We start from the raw sequence: 21,139 nt of genomic DNA on the forward strand, positions 1-21,139 counted from the left end.
CGGTGATATCGGTCCGGATATCGGTCGTTGCGCTCGTCGATCTTGGACATCGACGCCGGCGGGGTGGTGGTCTGGGCCTACCGATCACCGATCCCGAACGGGAGGACGACACATGCCCGAGAACCGGCCGTCCGGCTACGCCCGCCGTCGACTGCTACGCGACACAGCGGTCGGCGCCGCCGCCGTCACCACCGCCGGACTCGTCGCCGGCGCCCCGGCCCGCGCCGCCGGGCCGAGCCCCGTCGCCGCGCCGAGCCGCGCCGCCGGCGGTACGCGACGCGGCGGCGCGGTGAGCTTCCGCTGGTGGGGGACCTCCGGCTGGCGGATCGACATCGGGGACCGGACGGTGCTCGTCGACCCGTACCTGAGCCGGTACGACACCGGGCTGTTCCGGAAGCCGTTCAACCCCGACACCCGGCTGACAGTGGCCGCCGACGTGGTCGACCGGCTCGCCGACCGGGCGGAGAACATCTTCGTCACCCACACCCACTGGGACCACTTCAACGACGTGCCGCACATCGCCGCCCGGACCGGTGCCCGGGTCTTCGGCACGCTCACCGCGTATCACCTCGGCCTGGCGTACGGGCTGCCGACCGGGCAACTGGCCCCGGTCAAGGGCGGGGAGGTGCTCGACTTCGACGGGTACACGGTGGAGGTGATCGGCTCGCTGCACAGCCGGAACCCCACCTGGTCGATGGCCTTCCCCGGGGTACGGATCAGCCGGCCGCCCCGTCCGGAGACGATCGCCGACCTGCCCGAGGGCGACACGCTGGCGTACCAGATCCGGATCGACGGCGGCCCGGCCGTGTTCTTCATGGGTGCCAGCGACTTCGACGAGCGCAAGCTCAGCGGGCTCGCCCCGGACGTCGCGATGGTCGCCTCCGCCGCCACCACGGCGACCGCCGACTACGTGCCCCGGCTGATGGCCGCGCTGGACCGTCCGAAGGTCGTGGTTCCGGTGCACTGGGACAACTTCGAGACGCCGCTCACCAACCCGCCGACTGTCGCCGACAGCGACCGGGAACGCCTCGACGCCCTCGTCGCCGAGGTGCGCCGGGTCTCGCCGCGCAGCCGCGTGCTGGTGCCGGAGTACCACACCGCGTACCGATTCTGACGGCGCCGCTCAGGAGGCCGCCAGCCGGGCGTAGACGTCGCCGGAGCGACCGGACGGGCGGTACGTCTCCAGCAGGCGTACCAGCCCGGCCGCGTCCAGCCACCGGTCGCCGGCGAACCGCATGGTCTCCACCGGCGAGTAGTTGTAGCGGTAGCCGCCCGCCGTCGCGCCCAGCCGCTCCACCAGCTCCAGCGCGGCCAGCGCGGCGTCGTGCGCGGGCGGCAGGTACTCGAACGACAGCCCGCGCACCGGACGACTGAGCCCGGCCAGCACGTCGACCTCGAAGCCCTCGACGTCGACCTTGCAGAACGCCGGTACGCCGTGCCGCGCGATCAGGTCGTCCAGCGTCACCACAGGCACCTCGACCGACCGGTCCCAGCGGACCCCGGCGAAGCTCGGATCGGCTGTGACCGACTCGATCCACGACGACGACATGGTGGACACCGTCGGCGTCGCGCTGGACAGCTCCAGCCGCGCGCTGCCGGACCGCGCACCGACCGCCGTCGGCTCGATCGTCACGTCGGCGTCCCGCCCGAAGCCCAGGCGCAGCACCCGCAGGCAGTCCGGCTGCGGCTCCACGGCGACCACCCGCGCGCCCAGCCGCCGCCAGGTACGCACCCGGCCGCCGACGTGGGCGCCGATGTCGAAGCCGAGGTCGCCGGGGGAGAGGAACTGCCCGTAGAGCTGCCGGGCACGCCGGTGCTTGGCCGGCTGACCGTGGTAGACGGCCAGGGAACGGGTGATCCCCCAGGCCCGCGCGAGCATCGTCACGACATCCCTAACTGTGAGTGGTGGACTTCGGTCCGAACGCGTGCAGGAACCGGTCACGGAACGACTCCATCGGCCAGACCGGGGCCTGCGGGTCGGGGTTGAGGCCGTCCTGCCAGCCCCACCCGGCGATGCGGTCGAGCACTGCCGGGTCCTTGGCGACGACTGTGATCGGCACGTCCTTGCCGGCGCCCTCGCCGGTGACCGCCCGGGCCGGTTGGTGGTCGCCGAGGAACACGAGCACCAGGTTCTCGTCACCGTAACGCTGCACGTAGGAGATGAGCGTGCGCAGCGTGTAGACCACCGACTGCCGGTACGCCTCCCGGGTGCCCTCCTTGGCGCGGTCGGCGCGCGCGGTCCCCTTGTAGACCGAGCCGTCGCCGACGTCGTCCCAGTCCACCAGCGGCGGCACCGGCGTCCACGGGATGTGGCTGGACAGCAACGGGATCTCGGCCATCACGGGTGCGTGCCCGGGTCCGCGCTCGCGGCGCTGGAACGTCGACAGCGTGTACTGGTCCGGCGGTGAGGAGAAGCTGAACAGCGGCCCCCGGTAGCCGAGTTCCTTCACGCCGTACACCTGGTCTGGGGAGAAGAAGTCGGCCTCCGGCCAGGCCCGGGTGAGCGCCGGCATGACCAGTGTGGTCCGCCAGCCGGCACGCTTGAACGCGCCGTTGAGGGTCAGGTGGTCGCTGCGCACCAGGTTGGTGTAGCGCAACTGGTTGTCCGCCCGGATGCCGCTCATCAGCGTGGCGTGCGCGAGCCAGCTCCCGCCGCCGGTGGTGGACGAGGTGAGGAACGCGCTGCGGCTGCCGTATCCGGCCGCGCGCAACTGGCGGGTTCCCTCGTCCAGGACGGCGTCCACCTCCGGTGCGAGGTCCGGGTCCTCCAGCGCGACCCGGCCGTAGCTCTCCACGAACGTGAACAGCACGTCCTTGCCGCGCAGCGCGGTCAGCAGCTCGTCGCCCGGCACGTTCTGGAACGGGTCGCCGGCGAGCTGCGTGTTCAACGTCTCCTGGTCGTTGAGGCCCGCCCGTACCTGCCGGGCACGGTCGTAGAGACCGGCCGCCACCGTGTCTGCGGCGACCGGGACGCCCGGCACGATCTGCGCGCCGAGCACGGCGCAGACCACCCAGGCGGCGGCGAGCGCGGTGGTCGCGCGCGCGGAGACCACCCGGTTGCCGGCCACGACCCGGGCCAGCCGCCGCGCCGACAGCGTCACCAGCAGCGGTACGGCGAGAACGGCGACCACTGCCAGCGCCACCGCACCCACCTCGGCGGCCGGGCCGTACGACTCGGACAGGAACTCCGCGCCCGCGCCGAGGAACGTCCAGTCGGCGATCAGGTCGAAGGGGCGGTCCAGGACCAGCGAGAACCCGAGGTCGGCGACCTTGAGGACGAGGACCAGGCCGAGCAGCGCGCCGAGGATCGTGGCCACCACCCGGCGCGGACGTGCCGGCAGGACCAGCAGCAGGGCGACGGCGACCAGCCCTTCCACCGGGATGCGCAGGAACGCGCCAGGGCTGAACTCGTTGACGTCGCTCGGGGCGACGAGCGCCACCAGCACGAGTGCGGCGGCCAGCGCGGTGACCGTCGCGGCGAGCAGCCGCCGGGCGCGCGGTCGGCCGGGCGTCGCGACGCCGTCGTCCCCGGCCCCTGTGTGGCCGGGGGTGCGGTCGACCGGGCCGGCGTCGGACGTGGCACTGTCGCCCGGCTCACTCGTGGCGCGCTCGCTCTCGGCCGTCGTGCCGTCGGTCGTGATGCCGTCGGTCGCGGTGCCGTCGGTCGTGGTGCCGTTGTTCGCGGTGCCGTCGGTCGTGGTGCCGTTCGGGGCGTCGTCGCCGTCCGCCCGGCGGGACAGGTCGGTCACGGGCGCCGCCCGCCGACCTCGGCGGGCTCGCGCGCGATCCGCGCGCCCGGCGCCCACTCGGAGCGGTGACCGGCGGGCGCGGGGGACACCGGCGCGGCCGGGAGCGCCACCGGGCGCCGCCGCGACGGTACGCGGTGCCGCCACAACCAGGCGACGTCCCGTCCGAACGACTCGACGAGCATCGCGAGCGCGCCGAGAAGCACCGCGACCGCGAGCAGCCGGGGCAGGACGCCTGCCGCCACCACCGCCAGCGCGATGCCCTGCGTGGCGGCGACCACCTTGCGCCAGTAGCGCAGAGGCAGCGAGCCGCGCATCCACGGCAGCACCCAGCCGGCGGCGACGAAGACGTACCGCATCGCGCCGATCACCAGCACCCAGGCACCGACCTGGTCGGCGACGTACCCGCAGAGGACCAGGACCAGGAAGGAGTCGACCTCCATGTCGAACCGTGCGCCCAGCGCGCTCACCGTGCCGGTACGCCGGGCCACCTGCCCGTCGACCCAGTCCAGCGACAGCGCCACCGCGCTCAGGACGACGAGCACCGGCACCACGATCGGCTCGCGGAACGAGTCGACTGTCAGCGCGGCAACCCCGCCGGTGAGCGTCGCCCGGGTGAGCGTCACCCAGTCGGCCGGGCCGAGCCGGTCCGCGCCCGAGCGGCGCAGCCCGTATCCGAGCGCCGCGACCGTCACCACCCCGAAGAGCAGACCGGCAAGCCAGCCGTACGCGCTCAGGCCGACCGTGCCGGCCAGGGCCGCGAGTACGCCGACCTGGAGAATCGCCCCCGCGAATGGATCAGTTCGAAGTGCGGACACCATGCCTCCGAGGTAGACGTCACGAACCACACGTGTGTACGGAGAACATGCCCGAACAGTTCGTTCTGATGCCGGAAACGCGCCAGCGGATGTGGCATGTCACGTCGGCCGGCGGGGCGGCGCGCGGTCAGCGCGCCCGGTCGGCGGTGTCCTCGTCGCGCCGGGCCAGCGCCGAACGGCGGTAGCCGTACAGCGCGTAGACGAGCGCGCCGAGCAGGAACCAGGCGCCGAACCGCAGCCACGTCACCGGGTCGAGGAACGTGATCAGCCAGATCGAGAACAACGCGCCGAGCGCCGGCACCACGGGCATGCCGGGCAGCCGGAACGTCCGCGGTGCGTCCGGACGGCGGTAGCGCAGCACGATCACCGCCACGCACACCACCACGAACGCCAGCAGGATGCCGATGTTGGTCAGCTCGGCGGCCTGCCGGATCGGCAGGAAGCCGGCGATCAGCGCCGAGCCGACGCCGACGATCCAGGTGACCCGGGTCGGCACCCGGCGTACCGGGTGCACCTTGGCGAACCAGCCCGGCAGCAGCCCGTCCCGGCTCATCGAGAACCACACCCGGGTCACGCCGAGCATGAACGTGAACATCACGGTGAGGATGCCGATGATCGCCCCGACCGCGATCACACTTGCGAGCCCGGAGAGCCCGACCGACGCGAACGCCGAGGAGAAGCCGCTCTCCGGGTCGATGTCCCGGTAGTTCTGCATGCCGGTGAGCACCAGCGTGGCCAGCACGTACAGCACCATCGAGACGACCAGCGACCAGATGATCGCCTTCGGCATGTGCCGGCGGGCGTCCCGCGACTCCTCCGCGGCGGTGCTCATCGCGTCGTACCCGAAGACCGCGAAGAAGACGGTGGCCGCGCCGGTGATCGCGCCGCCGACGCCGAACGGGAAGAACGGCGAGTAGTTGGAGGTCTTCACGTGGAAGAAGCCGACCACGATCACCAGCAGCACGACCGCGACCTTGAGGCCCACCACGAACGTCTCGAACCGGGCGGCGGCCCTGATGCCCCTGGTCAGCAGGAACGCGATGAGCAGGCAGAGCACCACAGCGAACAGGTCGACCCGGTGCCCGTCGCCGGTGCCGGGCGCGCCGAGCATCCATGCCGGCAGGTCCGCGCCCAGCTCGTTGACGAGGAAGCCGAAGTAGCCGGAGATGCCGATGGCCACCACGGCGACGATCGCCGTGTACTCCAGCAGCAGGTCCCAGCCGATGAACCAGCCGACCGCCTCGCCCAGCACCACGTACCCGTAGGTGTACGCCGAGCCGGCCTTGGGGATCATGCCGGCGAACTCCGCGTACGACAGCGCGGCGGCGGCGCTGGCCAGACCGGCGATCAGGAACGACACCAGCACGGCCGGGCCGGCGGTCTCGTTCGCCACCGCCCCGGCCAGCGCGAAGATGCCTGCGCCGATGATGCCGCCGACCCCGATCGCGGTGAGCTGCCACAACCCCAGTTCGCGGGAGAGGCCCGCGTCGGTCTCGTCGGCGATCTGCTCGACCGGCTTGCGCCGGAAGATGCCCTGTCCCACCGCCATGCCGGTCCCTCCCGTCGCACCGACGTACTCCGGCCGGGCCGCCGCCGTCCGGCGAGCCGCACCCGCATGGACGAACGTAAATCCTCGGCGCGAAGATCGCAGCCCGGCGGCGGCGGTCACCCCGGCGGCGGGCCGGCGACCAGCCGCCAGTACTGCCGCTTGCCCTCGTCGCGGACCACCACGCCGAGCCGGGCCAGCTCCCCGTGCAACTCCCGGGTCTCGGCGTCGTGGCCGCCGTCGAGCGCCCGCTGCCGGGCGCGCAGCAGGGCGTCCGCGCCGGACGGCAGGCCGGGCAGTCCTTCCACCCACCGCCGGTACGCGTCCCGGTGCGGGTCCTGCCCGGTCCACGGCCAGCCCTGCCGGGTGAACGCCTCCTGCAGCCGCTCGGCGTCCAGGTCGGACTTCTCCCGGGCCAGCTCGCCACCGGCGGTGTCCAGCAGCACCAGCGCCTTGCCGTCGACGAACACCCCCGCAACGGCGGCGCGCGCCAGATCCTGCCCGTGCCCGTCGCGGTGCAGCCGCACCGTCCGGTGCCCGACCGTGACGGTCAGCCGCTCGCGGACCGCCACCACCGCCAGGAACAGGCCGCCGAGCAGGCCCACCCCGGCCCCGATCGGGTACGCCCGATCGTCCGGCCACCGGTCGAGCAACTCGAACAGGCCCTGGAACGGGAACCAGGCCAGCCCGGCGATCCAGCCGGACACCGCGGTCAGCCCGGCGCCCAGCCCCGCCCCGAGCAGCGGGAACCCCGCCCACATCAGCACCAGCTCGCCGCGTCCGCCGTCGACCACGACGTCCTCGCCGGGTTGCCATGCGGTCACTGTCAGGACACCTCCCGGCGCATGGTGCGCACCAGACCGGCGACCAGCGGCAGGAGCACCCAGACGGCGAGCGAGACGCCGAGCCGGCCCCACTGCCCGCCGTTCATCTCGGCGCCGAGCAGCGGCTCCATCGTGTACGACGTGTCCAGCCAGCGGGCCGGCTCACGCAGCGCGGAGATCATCGCGGCGAGCAGGCTCCACACCGTGGGCAGCAGCAGGTAGGTGACGATCGCCAGCGGCGTGTTCAGCAGCAGCAGGCCGAAGGCGGCGCCCATCAGCACGCTCGCCACCTGGAACACGGCCGCGTGCGGCAGCAGTTGCCAGTCGAACGTCCAGGCGCCCGCCCCGCCGCTGGCGCGGGCGGCGAGCGTGCCGGCGGCGGCGACGGCCAGGCTGACGAGCACCGAGGCGAGCGCGGCGAGCACCACCGCTGCGAGTTTGGCGACGATCACCCGCTCGCGGCGGGGCACCAGCGCGAACGTGGTGAGCGCGCTGCGCTGCGACCACTCGCCGGTGATGGAGAGGATGCCGAGCACCGGCAGCAGCAGCCCGACCGGCAGCAGCGACGGCGTGAAGAAGGCGGTGAACGTCTGGTCCGGCGCGTCGACGACGAACAGCTGCACCACCACGATCGCGGCGGCGATCAGCCCGATCGTGATCAGCAGCCAGCGTCCGGCCCGGGTGTCGGCGAGCTTGCGCAGCTCCACGGCGGTCAGCCGGGCCAGCGAAGGACCGGCGACGGCCGGCTCGTGCCGCGGCGGGGCGGTCGGAACGGCAGTGGTGGTCATCGGACGGCCTCCTTGGTCGACGCGCCGGCGGTGAGGGTGAGGAAGAGCTGCTCCAGGCCACCGCTGCCGGCCGGGCGCAGTTCGGTGAGGACCAGTCCGGCGTCCGCCGCGGCCTGACCGACCTGGCCCGGCTCGGCCCGGACCACGAAGCCGCCGTCGGTGCCGGCGGTGGCGGGCAGCGCGGCCCGGTCCAGCGTCAGGCGCAGGGCGTGCGCGTCGCGGGCGCGCACGAGCGTGCCGGCGCCGGCGAGCAGCTCGTCCTTGCCGCCCTGGGCGACCACCCGGCCGCCGCCGATCACCACCAGCCGGTCGGCCACCGCCTCCACCTCGCGCAGCAGGTGCGAGGAGAGCAGCACCGTGCCGCCCCGGTCGGCGAAGTCGCGCAGCAGGCCGCGCATCCAGAAGATCCCCTCCGGGTCGAGGCCGTTGGCCGGCTCGTCCAGGATCAGGACCCGGGGGTCGCCCAGCAGCGCCAGAGCCAGGCCGAGCCGCTGCCGCATGCCCAGGGAGTACGCGCCGACGCGGCGCCGGGCCGCGGTGTCGTTCAGCCCGACCTGGTCGAGTACCGCCGCCACCCGCCCACGGTCCACGCCCATGGTGCGGGCGGCGAGCGTGAGCGTCTCCCGCCCGGTGCGCCCGGCGTGCTGCGCCGAGGCGTCGAGCAGCACGCCGATCTCCCGTCCCGGGTTGGGCAGGTGCCGGTACGGGCGTCCGCCGACTGTGGCGCCGCCCGAGGTGGGCGGCGTCATCCCACAGATCATCCGCATCGTGGTGGACTTCCCGGCGCCGTTCGGCCCGAGGAAACCGGTCACGGAACCCGGTTCGCACCGGAACGTGACGTCCTCGACGGCGGTGTGCGGACCGTACCGCTTGGTGAGCTGGTCGACTTCGATCATGCCGTCGAGCCTGCCGGGGCCAACCGGTCACGCGCTGCGGCCGGCGGTCTGCGCCGCCGTCGACCTCGGTTCACCGCAGGCGTCGACTTTGGTAGCTGGTAGCCGGTCCGGAGGGCTTCCTAGCATGGACGGGTGACCAGTGCCGCCGTACCCGATCATCCCTGGCTCCTGCCGGGCTCCCTGGTGCCCGCCCGAGCCGCCCGGCGGACCCCGCGGGACTGGTTCGTGGACGGCGTGCTGTTCGTGGCCTCGCTGCTCTGGGTGCTGATCGCGCACGGCGACGTGACCAGCGCCACCCCGGAGTTCGGCCTCAACGCCGGTCCGGCCTGGCTGGAGGAGGTCGACCTGCTCGTCGGCCTGCTCGTCAGCGGCGCGCTCTGGCTGCGCCGGCGCTGGCCGGTCGGGCTCGCGGTGGCGACCGCGCCGCTGGCGCTCTTCTCGGTCACCGGCGGTGTCGCGCTGCTGGTCATCGTGTTCACCGTGCTGGTCCACCGGCCGCTGCCGGTGGGCTTGGCGCTGGTGGCCTGGCAACTGTTGAGCCTGCCGGTCTACCTCGCGGTCCGGCCCGACCCGACGCTGCCGGTCTGGGCCTCCGCCGTGTGGACCGGGCTGTTCATCTGCGTGGTGGTGGCGTGGGCGTTGTTCGTCCGCGCCCGCCGCCAGCTCGTGCTGTCCCTGCGTGACCGGGCCGAGCGGGCCGAGGCCGAGCAGCAGCTCCGGCTCGACCAGGCCCGGCAGCTCGAACGCGGCCGGATCGCCCGGGAGATGCACGACGTGCTCGCCCACCGGATCTCCCTGCTCAGCCTGCACGCGGGCGCGCTGGAGTTCCGGCCGGACGCGCCGCCGGAGGAGGTGGCGCGGGCGGCCGGGGTGATCCGGGCCAGCGCGCACGCCGCGCTCCAGGACCTGCGCGAGGTGATCGGCGTGCTGCGGGCCGAGGTCGGCTCCGAGGCCACGCCGGAACGGCCGCAGCCCACGCTGGCCGACGTGCCCGCGCTGGTCGCCGAGAGCCGCGACGCCGGGGTACGGGTCACCGTGGTCGACGAGGTGATCGAGCCGGAGGCGGTGCCCGCGGCGATCGGGCGCAGCGCGTACCGGATCGTGCAGGAAGGGCTGACCAACGCCCGCAAGCACGCGCCCGGCGCGGTGGTCACGGTCCGGCTGGCGGGCGGCCCGGGGGACGGGCTGGCGGTGGAGATCCACAACCCGTGGCCGGTCGGCGCGTCGCCCACCGCCATTCCCGGCGCCGGCACCGGGCTGGTCGGGATCGCGGAACGGGTCACGCTCGCCGGTGGCCGCCTCGAACACGGGCGGGACGCCGACGGCGGTTTCCGGCTGACCGCCTGGCTGCCCTGGGCGGCCCGGTGAGCGCGCCGGTGCGGGTGCTGATCGTCGACGACGACCCGCTGGTCCGCGGCGCGCTGTCGATGATCCTCGGCGGCGTACCCGACCTGGCGGTGGTCGGCGAGGCCACCGACGGCGCCGAGGTGCCGGCGGCGGTCGCCGCGTACGCCCCGGACGTGGTGCTGATGGACATCCGCATGCCCCGGGTCGACGGGCTGGCCGCCATCGAGGCGCTGCGGGCCACCCCGGAACCGCCCGAGGTGCTGGTGCTCACCACGTTCGACGCCGACGAGCAGGTGCTGCGGGCGCTGCGCGCCGGGGCGAGCGGCTTCCTGCTCAAGGACACCCCGCCGGCCGAGATCGTGGCGGCGGTACGCCGGGTCGCGGCGGGGGAGGCGACGCTGTCCCCGGCGGTGACCCGCAAGCTCATCGCGCACGTCACCGGCACCGCGCCGGTGGCGAGCCCGGACCCGAAGCGGGAGCGGGCGGTACGGCTGCTCGACGGCCTCTCCGAGCGGGAGCGGGAGGTCGCGGTGCTGCTCGGCCGGGGCCGGACCAACGCGGAGATCTCCGCCGAGTTGTTCATGAGCGTGGCGACCGTGAAGGCGTACGTGTCGCGCCTGCTGACGAAGCTCGACCTGAACAACCGCGTGCAGGTGGCCCTGCTGGTCCAGGACGCCGGCCTGGTCTGACGCGCAGGACGGCCCGGACGAGCAGTGCTCATGCGAGGACGTCGCCGGGTGGGCAAGTCCCGCCTCGTGGAGGAGTTCGTCGAGCGTACGGGCGTACCTCACCTCTTCTTCACCGCCTCGGCGCAACCCACACCCGCCGCCGACCTGCGGCTCTTCGTTGCGGCGGCGGCCGGCTCGACACTTCCCGGAGCGGGTCTGTTCGCCGGGCAGGCACCGGCCACCTGGGACGCGGCACTCACCCTCCTCGCCGCCGCGCTGCCCGCGGACCAGACCAGCGTCGTCGTGCTCGACGAGATGCCCTACCTCATCGCCACCGATCCAGGTTTCGAGGGCACCCTCCAGAAGGTCTTCGACCGGGAGTTGTCCCGTAGGCCGGTCCTGCTGATCTGCGTCGGCTCGGACCTGGCGATGATGGAGGCGCTCAACGACCACGGTCGGCCGTTCCACCAACGCGCGACCGAAATGGTCGTGCCGCCGCTGAGCCCCGGCGACGTGGGCGAGATGCTCCAGCTGCCGTCGGCGGATGCCGTCGATGCGTACCTCGTCACCGGCGGCCTGCCGCTCGTCCTCGACGACTGGGCCCCCGGCGAGACCGTGCGCGACTACCTCGCCAAGGCTGTCCCGGATCCCACGTCCGCACTGATCGTCAGCGGGGAACGGGCCCTCGCCGCCGAGTTTCCGCCGCAGTCCCAGCCGGGCGTGGTGCTGCGCGCCATCGGCTCCGGGGAGCGCACCGCCTCCTCCATCGCGCGGGCCGCCGGTGGAATCCCGCAGGCTTCGCTACACCGCGCGCTCCGACTGCTGGCTGACAAACGGATCGTGGAGGCCACCCTCCCGCTGTCCACCCGTCCTTCGCGCGAGACCCGGTACGTGGTCGCCGATCCGTATCTCCGCTTCTGGCTCGCCTTCCTCGATCCCTACCTCGCCGAGATCGAGCGCGGCAGAGGGGATCTGACCCTCGCCCGCATCCACTCGTCCTGGACCTCATGGCGGGGACGTGCGGTCGAGCCGGTGATCCGGGAGTCGCTGCGCCGGCTGCCGCCGGGGCACCTGCCGTTCGAGACGGCGGTGGTGGGCGGGTACTGGACGCGTATCAACGATCCCGAGATCGACGTGGTCGGCGGTGACCGTAGCCCGGTGGCCAAGCGGATCACGTTCGTGGGCTCGGTCAAGTGGCTGGAGAACGGCGCGTTCGACGGTCACGACCTGGCCCGGCTGCTTCACCACCGCGCCCAGCTACCGGGCGCCGACGACCAGACGCCGGTCGTCGCGGTGGTGCGCAGTGGCCGCGCGGTTGACGGTGTCACGGCGATCGGGCCGGCCGAACTGCTCGCCGCGTGGCGGGATTGAACTGCTGCCGTTTCCCGGCCGTACCAGTGGTCGAGGATGTGGTGCGGCCGTTCCGCCGCACCGCTGCCGAGCTGCGGGAGGCCTGCCGTGCGAGTTGGTGAGCAGTCGACGGATCCCATCGACCAGATCCTGGGCGAGGTGCCGGTACCGGCACCGTTGACCCCCGAGGACGTCCGCCTCGCGGTCCGGGCGGTGGTGGTGCACGCCGCCGAGGAGTGGCCCGCGGGGCCGAAGTGCCGCAACGACGGCTCGTCGTTCCCCTGCCGGTTGCATCGCTGGGGCCGGCGCGTGTTGGAGACACACGGTCTCAACGACCGCCAGATCGACGCGCTGATCCGGCACGGCAACCCGTTCGTGCACGTGCCCTTCCCGTTCGTGCTGACCGGCCCGTCCGGCGCCCGTCCGGCCGCCGGGCAGGCCGGACGTCCGGTGCCGGGACAGCCGGCGCGGGCGGTGCCGGGTCAGGCCGTTCGCCCGGCCGCCGCAGCTCAGGCGGCGCGCGGTCCGGTCCCGCGGGTCGCCGCGCCGCCGGTCCGGCCCGGTCTGCGGCCCGTCGCCGGACGGCCGGCTCCCGCCGCCCGGCCCCGCTGGCCCCGGGCGAGCTGACTCCGTCGCCAGGCCCCGGGCGATCCGACCCGTCGCCCGGTCCGGGTGAGGTGACGCCACGCCTCGCCCGATCCCCGGGCCCGCTCACCCGGCCCCTCCGGCCCGGGGTGAGCCGACGCCCGGCGCCCGGTTCCGGTCGCGTCCACGCCCCGTCGCGGAGCGGCGTCGGTCGTGCCGGAGCATGCCGACGGCGGCCCGGCCGGGGAGCCCCCACCCCCGTGCCGGGCCGCCGTCACCGCGTTACTCGACCCCGCAGTCCGGGGCGGACCAGTCCCTGGTGTTCGCCACCTTGTCCCGGTTGTTCTCCCGCCGCGAGTCCACGTGCGTGTGGTCGTCGTGGTCCGGGTAGCCGGGGCCGTAGATGCCGCTGAAGCCCTGGTCGCGGGCGGAACGGGCGATGTCGCAGAGGCTGCGGTGCTTGGCGATCAGGTCGGCCGCGTTGCCGTAGAGGTGCTGGCTGTCCGCGGCGCCGCCGACCTGCCGGTTGCAGGCGATGCTGCGGAACCCGCTGGTCACGTAGAGCGGCTTGTCGCCGAGGCTGCGCCGCAACGCCTCCAGCTTCCACATGGTGCGCAGCGCGTTCTCCCGGGTGGCCGACGACGAGAGCGGGCCACCGGCCCACCCGCCCTTGCCGCAGCCGTTGTCCAGCTCGGCGTAGCTGAAGTGCTTCGGCGTGCAGTCGCTGTCCTTCTGCAGGTCGTAGATCTTGGCGAACGTCTTCGGTCCGGCCACGCCGTCGGCCCGCAGCCCGTACGCGGCCTGGAAGCGCTTGACAGCGGCGGCTGTCTCCGGGCCGTACACGCCGTCGACCCGGACGATGCCGCCGTACGCGGCCCAGCCGGCCACCCGGATCTGGAGCTGCCGTACGTCGGAGCCGGACTGTCCCTGGGACAGCATGCGGTTCCAGGTGTAGCAGCCGTCGGCGTGGGCCGGTGGCGCGGCCACGACGGTCGCCACGGCGGCCCCGGGCAGGGCCAGCGCGAACGCGACCGCCGCCCGCTTCAGGGTGTTGACGCGCACAGAGTCCTCCCGATGTCAGAGCGGAACTGGGGTTGGACGGGCACATCGACCGGTACGTCCCGTCTCTCTCACCGTGACAGGTGAGAGGATTCTTCGTGGTGATTAGCCGAAATTGTTCTCACATCGGGCGGTTGCTGGATATCGGCTGTGAATAGTGCCTGTTTGCGAACGCGCCGCCGGGTGTCGCCCGTCGGAGGTGGGCGGTAACGTCTGCTCCCGGACCCGGGCGGCGACCTCGACGGGCGGGGAGGTGGGCGTTGGCGCGTGGCGGCGTGTTCTGCGTCGAGGGGCAGTGGCACCGCGACCTCAACGAACGAGGATCCGTCCTGCCCACGCTCGACCTGCTCGAACGGCTCGGCCGCATCCGCTACATCCACAAGGACGCGGCCACCCGCGACGAGCTGTTCTACTTCGTCGACAGGTGGCTGCTCAAGCAGTACGCGGATCACCGGGTGGGCTTCTTCGCCATGCACGGCGAGCCGAGCCGGCTCTGCCTCACCGACTGGGACTCGGTCGAGCTGTCGGACGTGGCCGAGCGGATGGCCGGCCGCTGCGAGGGCCGCCGCCTCTACTTCGGCAGCTGCTCGGTGCTGCGCGCCTCCGACGCCACGCTGCGCGGGTTCCTCGACGTCACCGGCGCGGCGCTGATCTGCGGCTTCACCCGCGAGGTCGACTGGGTCGAGTCGGCCGCCTTCGAGACGGTGCTGCTCGACGTGCTCGCCAACGGTCAGCGCCACAACGCCGCCGAGGTGCGGATGCGCTCGGCACACTGGGCGCCGCTCGCCGCGTACCTCGGTTTCCGGGTGATCTACGCCAACGGCCGTGCCTGGCGGCCCTCGGCCCGCCCGCGGGTGCCGGAGCAGGTCCCGGCGCAGCGGGCCGCCGGGCGTCCGCGCTGAGATCGACCGGCCGGCCTGGTAGAACCGAGGGCATGGCACGCAGCATCGCGAAGAACACCCGGGTCGACCGGGACGCCCTGATCGAGTTCCTCCGCCCCCGCCACCACGTCGTGCTCATGACCACCCGCTCCGACGGGCGCCCGCAGTCCTCCCCGGTGGCGTGCGGCGTGGACGCCGAGGGCCGCCTGGTCATCTCCACCTATCCCGAACGCGCCAAGGTCGCCAACATCCGCCGCGACCCGCGCGTCTCCGCGTGCGTGCTCTCGGACGACTGGAACGGCCCGTGGGTGCAGGTCGACGGCGTGGCCGAGGTGCTCGACCTGCCCGAGGCGCTGGAGCCGCTCGTCGACTACTTCCGCAGCATCTCCGGCGAGCACCCGGACTGGGACGAGTACCGGTCGGCGATGGTCGCCCAGGGCAAGTCGCTGATCCGCGTCACGATCGAGTCCTGGGGTCCGATCGCCACCGGCGGCTTCCCCGCCCGGCTGGCCGACTGAAGCAGTACGCGCCGGATCAGTACGCGCCGGATCAGTACGCGACGGTGAAGCGGGCGTTGCCGAACCGGGGATTCTCGATCTCGTCGACGATCGCCACCGCCAGGTCCTCGTAGGTGAGCACCGACCGGCCCTGCGCGTCGGTCACCGGCTGGTCGGTGCCGGTGCGGTAGTGCCCGGTCCGCTCACCCGGGTGGAACTCCAGCGGCGGCGGCGAGACGTACGTCCAGGTCACCCCGTCCGCGCTGGTGCGGTAGAACTCCAGCGCGTCGGCCTGGCCGTGCGCCGAGTCCCGGTACTCCTCCGGGAAGTCCGGCTCGTCCAGGTAACGGGTGCCCTTCGGCGTGAGCAGCGTCGAGCCGCCGCCGACGTGGATCACCCGAGGTGGGTCGGGCAACTCACGCAGCGTGTCGACCAGCGTCCGCGCGGCGTCGCGCCACAACTCGCGCTCGCCGCCGCCGATGGCCACCACCAGCACGTCCGCATCCTCGGCCAATTCGCGTACGCTCCGCGCCGAGGTGGCGTCGCCGGTCACCGTGCGTACGCCGGGGGGTAGGTAGCCGACCGCCTCCGGACGCCGCACCGCCGCTGTCACCCGATGCCCCCGCTCGACCGCCTCGGCCGCGATCCGCGAGCCCGCCGTCCCGCCGGCGCCGAACACGACGATGTCGCTCATGCCTCACAGGCTAGGCAGCCCACCGGCGGGCGGCGGGAGTTCCGCCGAACCGGCTCAGTCGACGATCGCCGAGTAGACGAGCTGGCGCAACTGGCTGCGCAGCGGGTACGTGCTCGACGGCATCAGCTGGGTGAACAGCAGCGCGGTGACCTCCTCCACCGGGTCCACCCAGAACGCGGTGCTGGCCAGGCCGCCCCAGTAGAACTCGCCGACGCTGCTCGGCACCCGCGACGGCACCGGGTCCAGCACCACCGCGAAGCCCAGCCCGAAGCCGATCCCGTCGAGGATCGTCTCGGCGAAGCCCTCCGGCGAGAACGAGGCCAGGTCCCGGTTGCCCGGCAGATGGTTGCGGGTCATGAAGCGCACCGTGCGCGGGCCGAGCAGGCGGACCCCGTCCAGCTCGCCGCCGCGCAGCAGGAACTGGGTGAACCGGTGGTAGTCGGCCGCCGTGGAGACCAGCCCGCCGCCGCCGGAGTGCCAGGTCGGCTCCGCCAGCGCGGCCCGGCCCACCCCGTCGGCGCGTACGGCCTGGCCGGTGGCCGGGTGCGGGGCGTAGAGGGCGGCCAGGCGCTTGGAGTCCGCCGCGTCCACCCACCAGCGGGTGTCCGTCATGCCCAGCGGGCCCAGGATGCGCTCGGCGAAGAACGCGTCCAGCGACTGCCCGGAGATCACCTCGACCAGGCGGCCCAGCACGTCGGTGGAGACGCCGTAGTTCCAGCTCGTGCCCGGCTGGAACAGCAGCGGCAGCCGGGCCAGCCCGGCCGAGGCCGCCGCCAGGTCCGCGCCCGCCGGCACGCCCAGGTCGAAGCCGGCCGCCCGGTACAGGCCGTCGACCACCGAGACCTGGGCGAAGCCGTACGTCAGGCCGGCGGTGTGGGTGAGCAGGTGCCAGATCCGGATCGGCTCGACCGCCGGCACGGTGTACGGCTTGAGCACCGAACCCCGGTCGTAGACGCGTACGTCGGCGAACTCCGGCAGCCAGCGGCTGACCGGGTCGTTCAGCTCGAACCGGCCCTCCTCCCAGAGCATCATCGCCGCGACCGAGGTGATCGGCTTGGTCATCGAGTAGATGCGCCACAGCGTGTCCGCCTCGACCGGCGTACCGGCCTCCCGGTCCCGCAGCCCGTACGTCGAGGAGTGGGCGACCTCGCCCCGGCGGCTGACGACGATCTGCCAGCCGGCGAGCCGGCCGTCGTCGACGTACCGGGCGAAGTGCTCGTCGATCCGCCCCAGCCGGGCGGAATCGAAGCCGACGTGGCCGGGATCGGTGCTCACCGTGACACTCACGACGCGAACCTACCCGCAGGTACCTCGGCCCCGGAAGTGTCATTAGGGTCGGTGGCATGCCCGAGCCGGTCGAGGACGTCACCTACCGCCAGCAGGACTGGTACGCCGAGGAGCTGGCCGACCGGCACTTCGTGCGATGCGAGTTCTTCCACGTCGACCTGACCGAGGCGGTCAGCCGGGGCGCGGTCTTCACCGACTGCGTGTTCGGCAACGTGGCGTTCAACGCCTCCCGGCACACCGACTCGGCGTTCACCAGGTGCTCGTTCAGCAAGTGCAACCTCTTCGAGGCCGAGTTCACCGGCTGCAAGCTGGTCGGCAGCACGTTCGACCGCTGCGATCTGCGCCCGCTGCGGGTCGACCGGGGCGACTGGTCCTTCGTCACGCTCGCCGGCGCCGACCTGCGCGGGGCGCGGATCACCGACGTACGGATGCGGGAGGTCGACCTGACCGGCGCCGACCTGACCGGCGCGACGCTGACCGGCGTGGACCTCTCCGGCGCCCAGTTGCACGCCGCCAAGCTGATCCGGGCCGACCTGCGCGGCAGCGACCTGTCCGCGCTCGACCCGACGGCGGTGCAGCGTTCCGGCGCGCGGATCGACGCCGAGCAGGCGGTGATGCTGGCCCAGGCGCTCGGTTTCCAGGTGGGCTGAGTCCGCTGGGAAATGTGCCGCGGGTTGTCAGGTTTTCCGGACACACTCGGGCGCATGACATGGTGGTCCGACCTGGTGGCGGCCGAGCCCGAGTTCGCGGCGCGGGTACGCGCCCGCTTCGCGGTCCGCAAGCACGGCACGATGGCGACACTGCGGCGGGACGGCTCGCCGCGGATCAGCGGCACCGAGTTCGACTTCGGTGACGACGGGCAGTTGCGGCTGGGCAGCATGGCCGGCGCGGTCAAGGCGCTCGACCTGCGACGCGATCCCCGGGTGGCGCTGCACAGCCCGACCGAGGACGCCCCGCCGGACGACCCGTCCACCTGGGACGGAGACGCGAAGATCGCCGGCCGGGCGCACGAGGAGCCGCCCGCCGAGGACGGCTCGCACAGTTTCCGGATCGAGCTGACCGAGGTGGTGCTCACCCGGGTGGGCGACCCACCCGACCACCTCGTGATCGAGAGCTGGCACCCCACCCGAGGCCTCGAACGCCGCACCCGCCACTGACCCGCCGCCCCCACCCGCTGACACGCGTCGATCATGAAGTTAGCGGCCTTAGATGCCCGTTTTGCCGCCGCCAACTTCATGATCGACCCGACGGTCTCGGGTGGGCGAGGTCCGCCGTGGCTGGGTACGGGAGATCTTGGTACGGAATGGCCCCTGCGGGGGCGGAAATCCTCCAAGATCTGTCCTGCTGGGATGGCCGGCGCCGGGCAGGCGTGGGAATTGCGAGGGCTGATGCCTTCTGCAAGATCGCGTTCTGTGTCATCCTCCCTACGGCGAGCCACGGGGCCGGGCCGCTCGCCGCCGGTGGCCGAGGGAGGGTCGGTGGCTGAGGACGACATCGCGCGTACCGGTATCCGGGTCGGGGGCTGGCTGCCCACACCGGACGACGGGGTCGACGCGCCGGAGCGCCCCGCCGGTCCACGCCGCCTCCCTGGGGACACGGATCCCGCCACGCCCCGGACGGTGAACCCGCCGGACGGCGAGCACCCAGCGGCCGACGCGGACGATCGGGTCTCCGTGGGGGACCTGGAACCGCCGGGTACCGCTGTCTGGCCGCCTCCGCGTACCGGCGGCCCGCCGACTCCCGATCTTCCCGCCGTAGGCCCGCTTCCAGCCGACATGCCCGTGCCCGGCACGCTCCCCGCAGGCCCTCCCGCGCCCGGCCCTCCTACGTCGACTCCGCCCAGCTCCGGCCCGCCAGCCTCCCGGACGCTCGGGCCAGGCCCGCTCGTCTCCGGGACGTCGGCGTCGGTGCCCGAGCCGCGTCCGAGTCCGCCCGGCGGCCGGGTTCCGCTGGTCGGGCCGGCCCCGATCGGGTTGCACCTGTCCGGCCCGTCACCGGTCCGGCCGGGCGCCGCCGACGAGCCGGCCGGCTCCGGTCTGCCTCAGGAGGCGGAGGCGAGACCCGGCCGGCACTCCGCCCGGGAGAGCATCCCGGCGCGCCTCGCCGGCCTGACCGGCGGCCTGTCCGACGTGACCGGCGGGATGGGCGCCCGGCTGCGCGCCGCCGCCCGAGCGGCGAGGACCCGGCTGAGCCGGACCCTCGCCCCGATCGCCGGTCCGATGCGCCCCCCGCCCGACGCCCCGGCCACCCGCGTCGCCGCGGCCCGGGCGCGGCGTCGACGCCGGCGCGCCGTACTGGCGGCCGTGGCCGTGACCGGCCTGGTGGCGGCGCTGGCGTACGCGGCCCGGTCGTCCACGCCACCCCCGCTGGCCCGGGAGACCGCGCCCGTGGCGGCACCCGGCAACCAGGCACCGAACGACCAAGCACCAAGCGGCCAAGCACCCAGCGGCCAGGCGCCGAGCCGACAAGCGCCCAGCGACCAGGCGCCGGCCACCGGCGACCCGGTCGCACCCGGCGGGCCGCTGCTCGACGTGGACCTGGCGCCGCTGCCGGGGTCGTTGTCGCTCACCGACCTCGGTACGCGGGACTGGCGGCACTGGGGCGGGACCGGCGCGGACAGCTTCCATCGCAAGGTGGGCGGTACGGGCGAGATCCAGGATCCGGGTGGCGAGCGGCTGGAGCACAACGCGGGCGCTTGTGATCTCCAGTGGACCGACGGCACGCCGACGGCGCGTCAGGAGGGCACCCGGGCGGGTGTCTTCCAGCGCGGCGCCGGGAAGAGCTTCACGCTCGGCGTGGCCGGGAGCGGGGATGTGCGTACGGTCCGGTTGTTCGTCGGCACGTTCTCGGCCGGTGCGCGGCTCGACCTGTCGCTGTCCAGCGGTGGCGATCCCGCCGTCCGCGAGGTCGCCCTCGCCGCGGGCGACCGCTTCTACCAGTACGTCATCCGCTTCCGGGCGGCCCCCGGGGAGCGGTTGCTGATCAGGTGGCACGCCCTGACCGTGACCGGGGGGCAGAACGACGGGGTGGCGTTGCAGGCGATCACGGTAAGCTGAGCGGCCGGTCCGGCGGGCGGTCGTCAGGTAACGAACTGGAAACGCCCGTCACTCGACATATGGCGCAAAGAGCCGTGCGGTGACACCGTGAAGCCCGTCGCGCACCTGTCGTTTCCGGCGGTGTCGTGACCGAAGTGGAGGGTGTGGTGGGCCAGGAGGACCGTCCGCGTACCGGCCCCGGCTCGCACCGGCACGGCCTTCCGCGTACCCGGTCCGCGCTGCGCCGGCTGCGCCGCCGGCGGCGGCTGATGCTGGAAGGGCTGGCTGCGGTCCTCTGCCTGGCGGCGCTGGCCGTCTACCTCGGCGTCGAACGGCACGACACGCCACGCGAGGAGCACGCCGGGGTGCCGGTGGCGCCGCCCGGCCGGGTCGGGCTGCCGAACGAGGCCGGCGACTCGGTGGTCAACCCGGGGCTGCGTCCCCGGCAGCGGCCGCCGTCGCCGAGCCCGTCGCCGTCCACGCCGTCCCCGTCACCGACGCCGGCGTTGCCGCCGACCGTCACCGTCACCCGCGCCGAGGTGCCCGCCACTGTCGACCTCACCGCCGCCGGCCCCACCGACTGGGTCCACTGGGGGCTCACCGGTGCCGACCGGACGGTCCGCAAGCGGGGCGGCTCCGGCGAGATCCGCGACGAGGGCGGCCGGGGGCGGCGGGAGAGCTTCAGCAACAACCCCGAGGCGTACGCCTGGCGTGACGGCAACCCGGTCGCGTCGGCGAGTGGCACCATGTCCGGCGTCTACACCTGCAACCGGGGCAGCGGGTTCAACCTCGCGGTTGCGGCCGACGGGCAGCAGCGCACGGTGCGTCTGTACGCCGGGCTCTGGATGGCCCGCGGCCGCCTCGACGTGCGCGTCTCCAGCGGCGGCCCGGTGACCACGCTGCGGATGGAGGATCCGCACACCGCGCTCACCGCCGAGTTCACGATCAGGTTCCGCGCCCCGCGCGGCGCGAAGCTGCTGATGAACTGGACGGTGGAGGAGTCGCTGGGCGACTGCGGCAACGTCAGTCTCCAGGCGGTGGCGCTGCGCTGAGCGGGGACAGTTTGTCCGTCGCGTACCGGGCCGGGCGTCGTACGTTTCGGTTGTCCCGTCCGACCA

Annotated in this window: 21 protein-coding genes; 11 read left to right on the forward strand and 10 right to left on the reverse strand. The window is 73.5% G+C overall.

The features are described 5' to 3' along the window. Positions 1 to 112 precede the first annotated feature (112 nt). Positions 113 to 1,114 carry an MBL fold metallo-hydrolase gene (locus FB454_RS28315; protein WP_071096563.1) on the forward strand — a complete coding sequence of 334 codons (1,002 nt, stop codon included), beginning with the start codon at positions 113 to 115 and terminating at the stop codon, positions 1,112 to 1,114. Positions 1,115 to 1,123: 9 nt separating this feature from the next. Here the strand turns inward: FB454_RS28315 and FB454_RS28320 are convergent, their stop codons facing one another. From FB454_RS28320 to FB454_RS28350, 7 genes are all read right to left on the reverse strand, one after another. After that, the gene (locus FB454_RS28320; protein ID WP_071098874.1) at positions 1,124 to 1,879 is read right to left on the reverse strand and encodes an FkbM family methyltransferase; all 756 of its coding nucleotides are present in this window, start codon (positions 1,877 to 1,879) and stop codon (positions 1,124 to 1,126) included. A gap of 13 nt (positions 1,880 to 1,892) precedes the next feature. After that, positions 1,893 to 3,749, reverse strand: a complete 1,857-nt coding sequence (locus tag FB454_RS28325) for an alkaline phosphatase family protein (RefSeq protein ID WP_145823829.1) — start codon at positions 3,747 to 3,749, stop codon at positions 1,893 to 1,895. Then, on the reverse strand, positions 3,746 to 4,567 hold the full coding sequence (locus FB454_RS28330) for a CDP-alcohol phosphatidyltransferase family protein (protein ID WP_486485472.1): 822 nt from the start codon (positions 4,565 to 4,567) through the stop codon (positions 3,746 to 3,748). The genes FB454_RS28325 and FB454_RS28330 overlap by 4 nt, the downstream gene beginning before the upstream one ends. A 124-nt stretch (positions 4,568 to 4,691) precedes the next feature. Beyond that, positions 4,692 to 6,113, reverse strand: coding sequence for an amino acid permease (locus FB454_RS28335; protein WP_145823831.1), 1,422 nt, complete (start codon positions 6,111 to 6,113; stop codon positions 4,692 to 4,694). Between the two features lie 116 nt (positions 6,114 to 6,229). After that, positions 6,230 to 6,934: a YqeB family protein gene (locus tag FB454_RS28340; RefSeq protein ID WP_145823832.1), complete on the reverse strand. Its 705-nt coding sequence runs from the start codon at positions 6,932 to 6,934 to the stop codon at positions 6,230 to 6,232. A 2-nt stretch (positions 6,935 to 6,936) separates the two neighbouring features. After that, positions 6,937 to 7,722, reverse strand: a complete 786-nt coding sequence (locus FB454_RS28345) for a hypothetical protein (RefSeq protein WP_013284323.1) — start codon at positions 7,720 to 7,722, stop codon at positions 6,937 to 6,939. Then, positions 7,719 to 8,618 (reverse strand): ABC transporter ATP-binding protein, encoded by a 900-nt coding sequence (locus FB454_RS28350; RefSeq protein WP_030272934.1) that lies wholly within the window; start codon positions 8,616 to 8,618, stop codon positions 7,719 to 7,721. The genes FB454_RS28345 and FB454_RS28350 overlap by 4 nt, the downstream gene beginning before the upstream one ends. 132 nt (positions 8,619 to 8,750) lie before the next feature. On the opposite strand from FB454_RS28350, the gene FB454_RS28355 reads away from it, so the two are divergent. From FB454_RS28355 to FB454_RS28370, 4 genes are all read left to right on the forward strand, one after another. Further along, the gene (locus FB454_RS28355; RefSeq protein ID WP_013284325.1) at positions 8,751 to 9,986 is read left to right on the forward strand and encodes a sensor histidine kinase; all 1,236 of its coding nucleotides are present in this window, start codon (positions 8,751 to 8,753) and stop codon (positions 9,984 to 9,986) included. Next, positions 9,962 to 10,654, forward strand: coding sequence for a response regulator (locus FB454_RS28360; protein WP_486485475.1), 693 nt, complete (start codon positions 9,962 to 9,964; stop codon positions 10,652 to 10,654). The genes FB454_RS28355 and FB454_RS28360 overlap by 25 nt, the downstream gene beginning before the upstream one ends. A 30-nt stretch (positions 10,655 to 10,684) precedes the next feature. Further along, on the forward strand, positions 10,685 to 12,004 hold the full coding sequence (locus tag FB454_RS28365) for an ATP-binding protein (protein WP_486485473.1): 1,320 nt from the start codon (positions 10,685 to 10,687) through the stop codon (positions 12,002 to 12,004). 87 nt (positions 12,005 to 12,091) lie between these two features. Further along, positions 12,092 to 12,610: a hypothetical protein gene (locus tag FB454_RS28370; protein ID WP_145823834.1), complete on the forward strand. Its 519-nt coding sequence runs from the start codon at positions 12,092 to 12,094 to the stop codon at positions 12,608 to 12,610. A 240-nt stretch (positions 12,611 to 12,850) separates the two neighbouring features. Here FB454_RS28370 and FB454_RS28375 read toward each other — a convergent pair whose 3' ends face one another. Then, complete coding sequence (locus tag FB454_RS28375) at positions 12,851 to 13,630, reverse strand: D-Ala-D-Ala carboxypeptidase family metallohydrolase (protein WP_013284329.1); 780 nt, start codon at positions 13,628 to 13,630, stop codon at positions 12,851 to 12,853. A gap of 257 nt (positions 13,631 to 13,887) precedes the next feature. Between FB454_RS28375 and FB454_RS28380 the strand changes: the two genes are divergently transcribed. Continuing rightward, positions 13,888 to 14,529 (forward strand): DUF6642 family protein, encoded by a 642-nt coding sequence (locus FB454_RS28380; protein WP_013474202.1) that lies wholly within the window; start codon positions 13,888 to 13,890, stop codon positions 14,527 to 14,529. A gap of 32 nt (positions 14,530 to 14,561) precedes the next feature. Then, the gene (locus FB454_RS28385) at positions 14,562 to 15,026 is read left to right on the forward strand and encodes a PPOX class F420-dependent oxidoreductase (RefSeq protein WP_013284331.1); all 465 of its coding nucleotides are present in this window, start codon (positions 14,562 to 14,564) and stop codon (positions 15,024 to 15,026) included. A 31-nt stretch (positions 15,027 to 15,057) separates the two neighbouring features. Here FB454_RS28385 and FB454_RS28390 read toward each other — a convergent pair whose 3' ends face one another. Both FB454_RS28390 and FB454_RS28395 read right to left on the reverse strand, forming a co-directional pair. Beyond that, a complete protein-coding gene (locus tag FB454_RS28390; protein WP_013284332.1) occupies positions 15,058 to 15,699 on the reverse strand; it encodes an NAD(P)-dependent oxidoreductase in 642 nt (213 codons plus the stop codon). Between the two features lie 54 nt (positions 15,700 to 15,753). Then, a complete protein-coding gene (locus FB454_RS28395) occupies positions 15,754 to 16,986 on the reverse strand; it encodes a serine hydrolase domain-containing protein (protein WP_145755047.1) in 1,233 nt (410 codons plus the stop codon). Positions 16,987 to 17,042: 56 nt separating this feature from the next. Here FB454_RS28395 and FB454_RS28400 point away from each other — a divergent pair, with 56 nt between their 5' ends. From FB454_RS28400 to FB454_RS28415, 4 genes are all read left to right on the forward strand, one after another. After that, the gene (locus FB454_RS28400; protein WP_013284334.1) at positions 17,043 to 17,636 is read left to right on the forward strand and encodes a pentapeptide repeat-containing protein; all 594 of its coding nucleotides are present in this window, start codon (positions 17,043 to 17,045) and stop codon (positions 17,634 to 17,636) included. 54 nt (positions 17,637 to 17,690) lie between these two features. Further along, entirely contained in the window at positions 17,691 to 18,143 is a 453-nt protein-coding gene (locus FB454_RS28405; RefSeq protein WP_013284335.1) for a pyridoxamine 5'-phosphate oxidase family protein, read from the forward strand. A 750-nt stretch (positions 18,144 to 18,893) separates the two neighbouring features. Continuing rightward, positions 18,894 to 20,042 (forward strand): hypothetical protein, encoded by a 1,149-nt coding sequence (locus tag FB454_RS28410; RefSeq protein WP_486481571.1) that lies wholly within the window; start codon positions 18,894 to 18,896, stop codon positions 20,040 to 20,042. Positions 20,043 to 20,167: 125 nt separating this feature from the next. Next, positions 20,168 to 21,073, forward strand: a complete 906-nt coding sequence (locus tag FB454_RS28415; protein ID WP_377627413.1) for a hypothetical protein — start codon at positions 20,168 to 20,170, stop codon at positions 21,071 to 21,073. Positions 21,074 to 21,139 lie beyond the last annotated feature (66 nt).

This window comes from Micromonospora sp. CNZ297 (genome assembly GCF_007827625.1).

Bases quoted from the DNA above. Each gene is read 5' to 3' on its own strand.
- FB454_RS28315 (WP_071096563.1), top strand. From the start codon at position 113: ATGCCCGAGAACCGGCCGTCCGGCTACGCCCGCCGTCGACTGCTACGC.
- FB454_RS28320 (WP_071098874.1), bottom strand. From the start codon at position 1,879: ATGCTCGCGCGGGCCTGGGGGATCACCCGTTCCCTGGCCGTCTACCAC.
- FB454_RS28330 (WP_486485472.1), bottom strand. From the start codon at position 4,567: ATGGTGTCCGCACTTCGAACTGATCCATTCGCGGGGGCGATTCTCCAG.
- FB454_RS28335 (WP_145823831.1), bottom strand. From the start codon at position 6,113: ATGGCGGTGGGACAGGGCATCTTCCGGCGCAAGCCGGTCGAGCAGATC.
- FB454_RS28345 (WP_013284323.1), bottom strand. From the start codon at position 7,722: ATGACCACCACTGCCGTTCCGACCGCCCCGCCGCGGCACGAGCCGGCC.
- FB454_RS28350 (WP_030272934.1), bottom strand. From the start codon at position 8,618: ATGATCGAAGTCGACCAGCTCACCAAGCGGTACGGTCCGCACACCGCC.
- FB454_RS28365 (WP_486485473.1), top strand. From the start codon at position 10,685: ATGCGAGGACGTCGCCGGGTGGGCAAGTCCCGCCTCGTGGAGGAGTTC.
- FB454_RS28385 (WP_013284331.1), top strand. From the start codon at position 14,562: ATGGCACGCAGCATCGCGAAGAACACCCGGGTCGACCGGGACGCCCTG.
- FB454_RS28390 (WP_013284332.1), bottom strand. From the start codon at position 15,699: ATGAGCGACATCGTCGTGTTCGGCGCCGGCGGGACGGCGGGCTCGCGG.
- FB454_RS28400 (WP_013284334.1), top strand. From the start codon at position 17,043: ATGCCCGAGCCGGTCGAGGACGTCACCTACCGCCAGCAGGACTGGTAC.
- FB454_RS28405 (WP_013284335.1), top strand. From the start codon at position 17,691: ATGACATGGTGGTCCGACCTGGTGGCGGCCGAGCCCGAGTTCGCGGCG.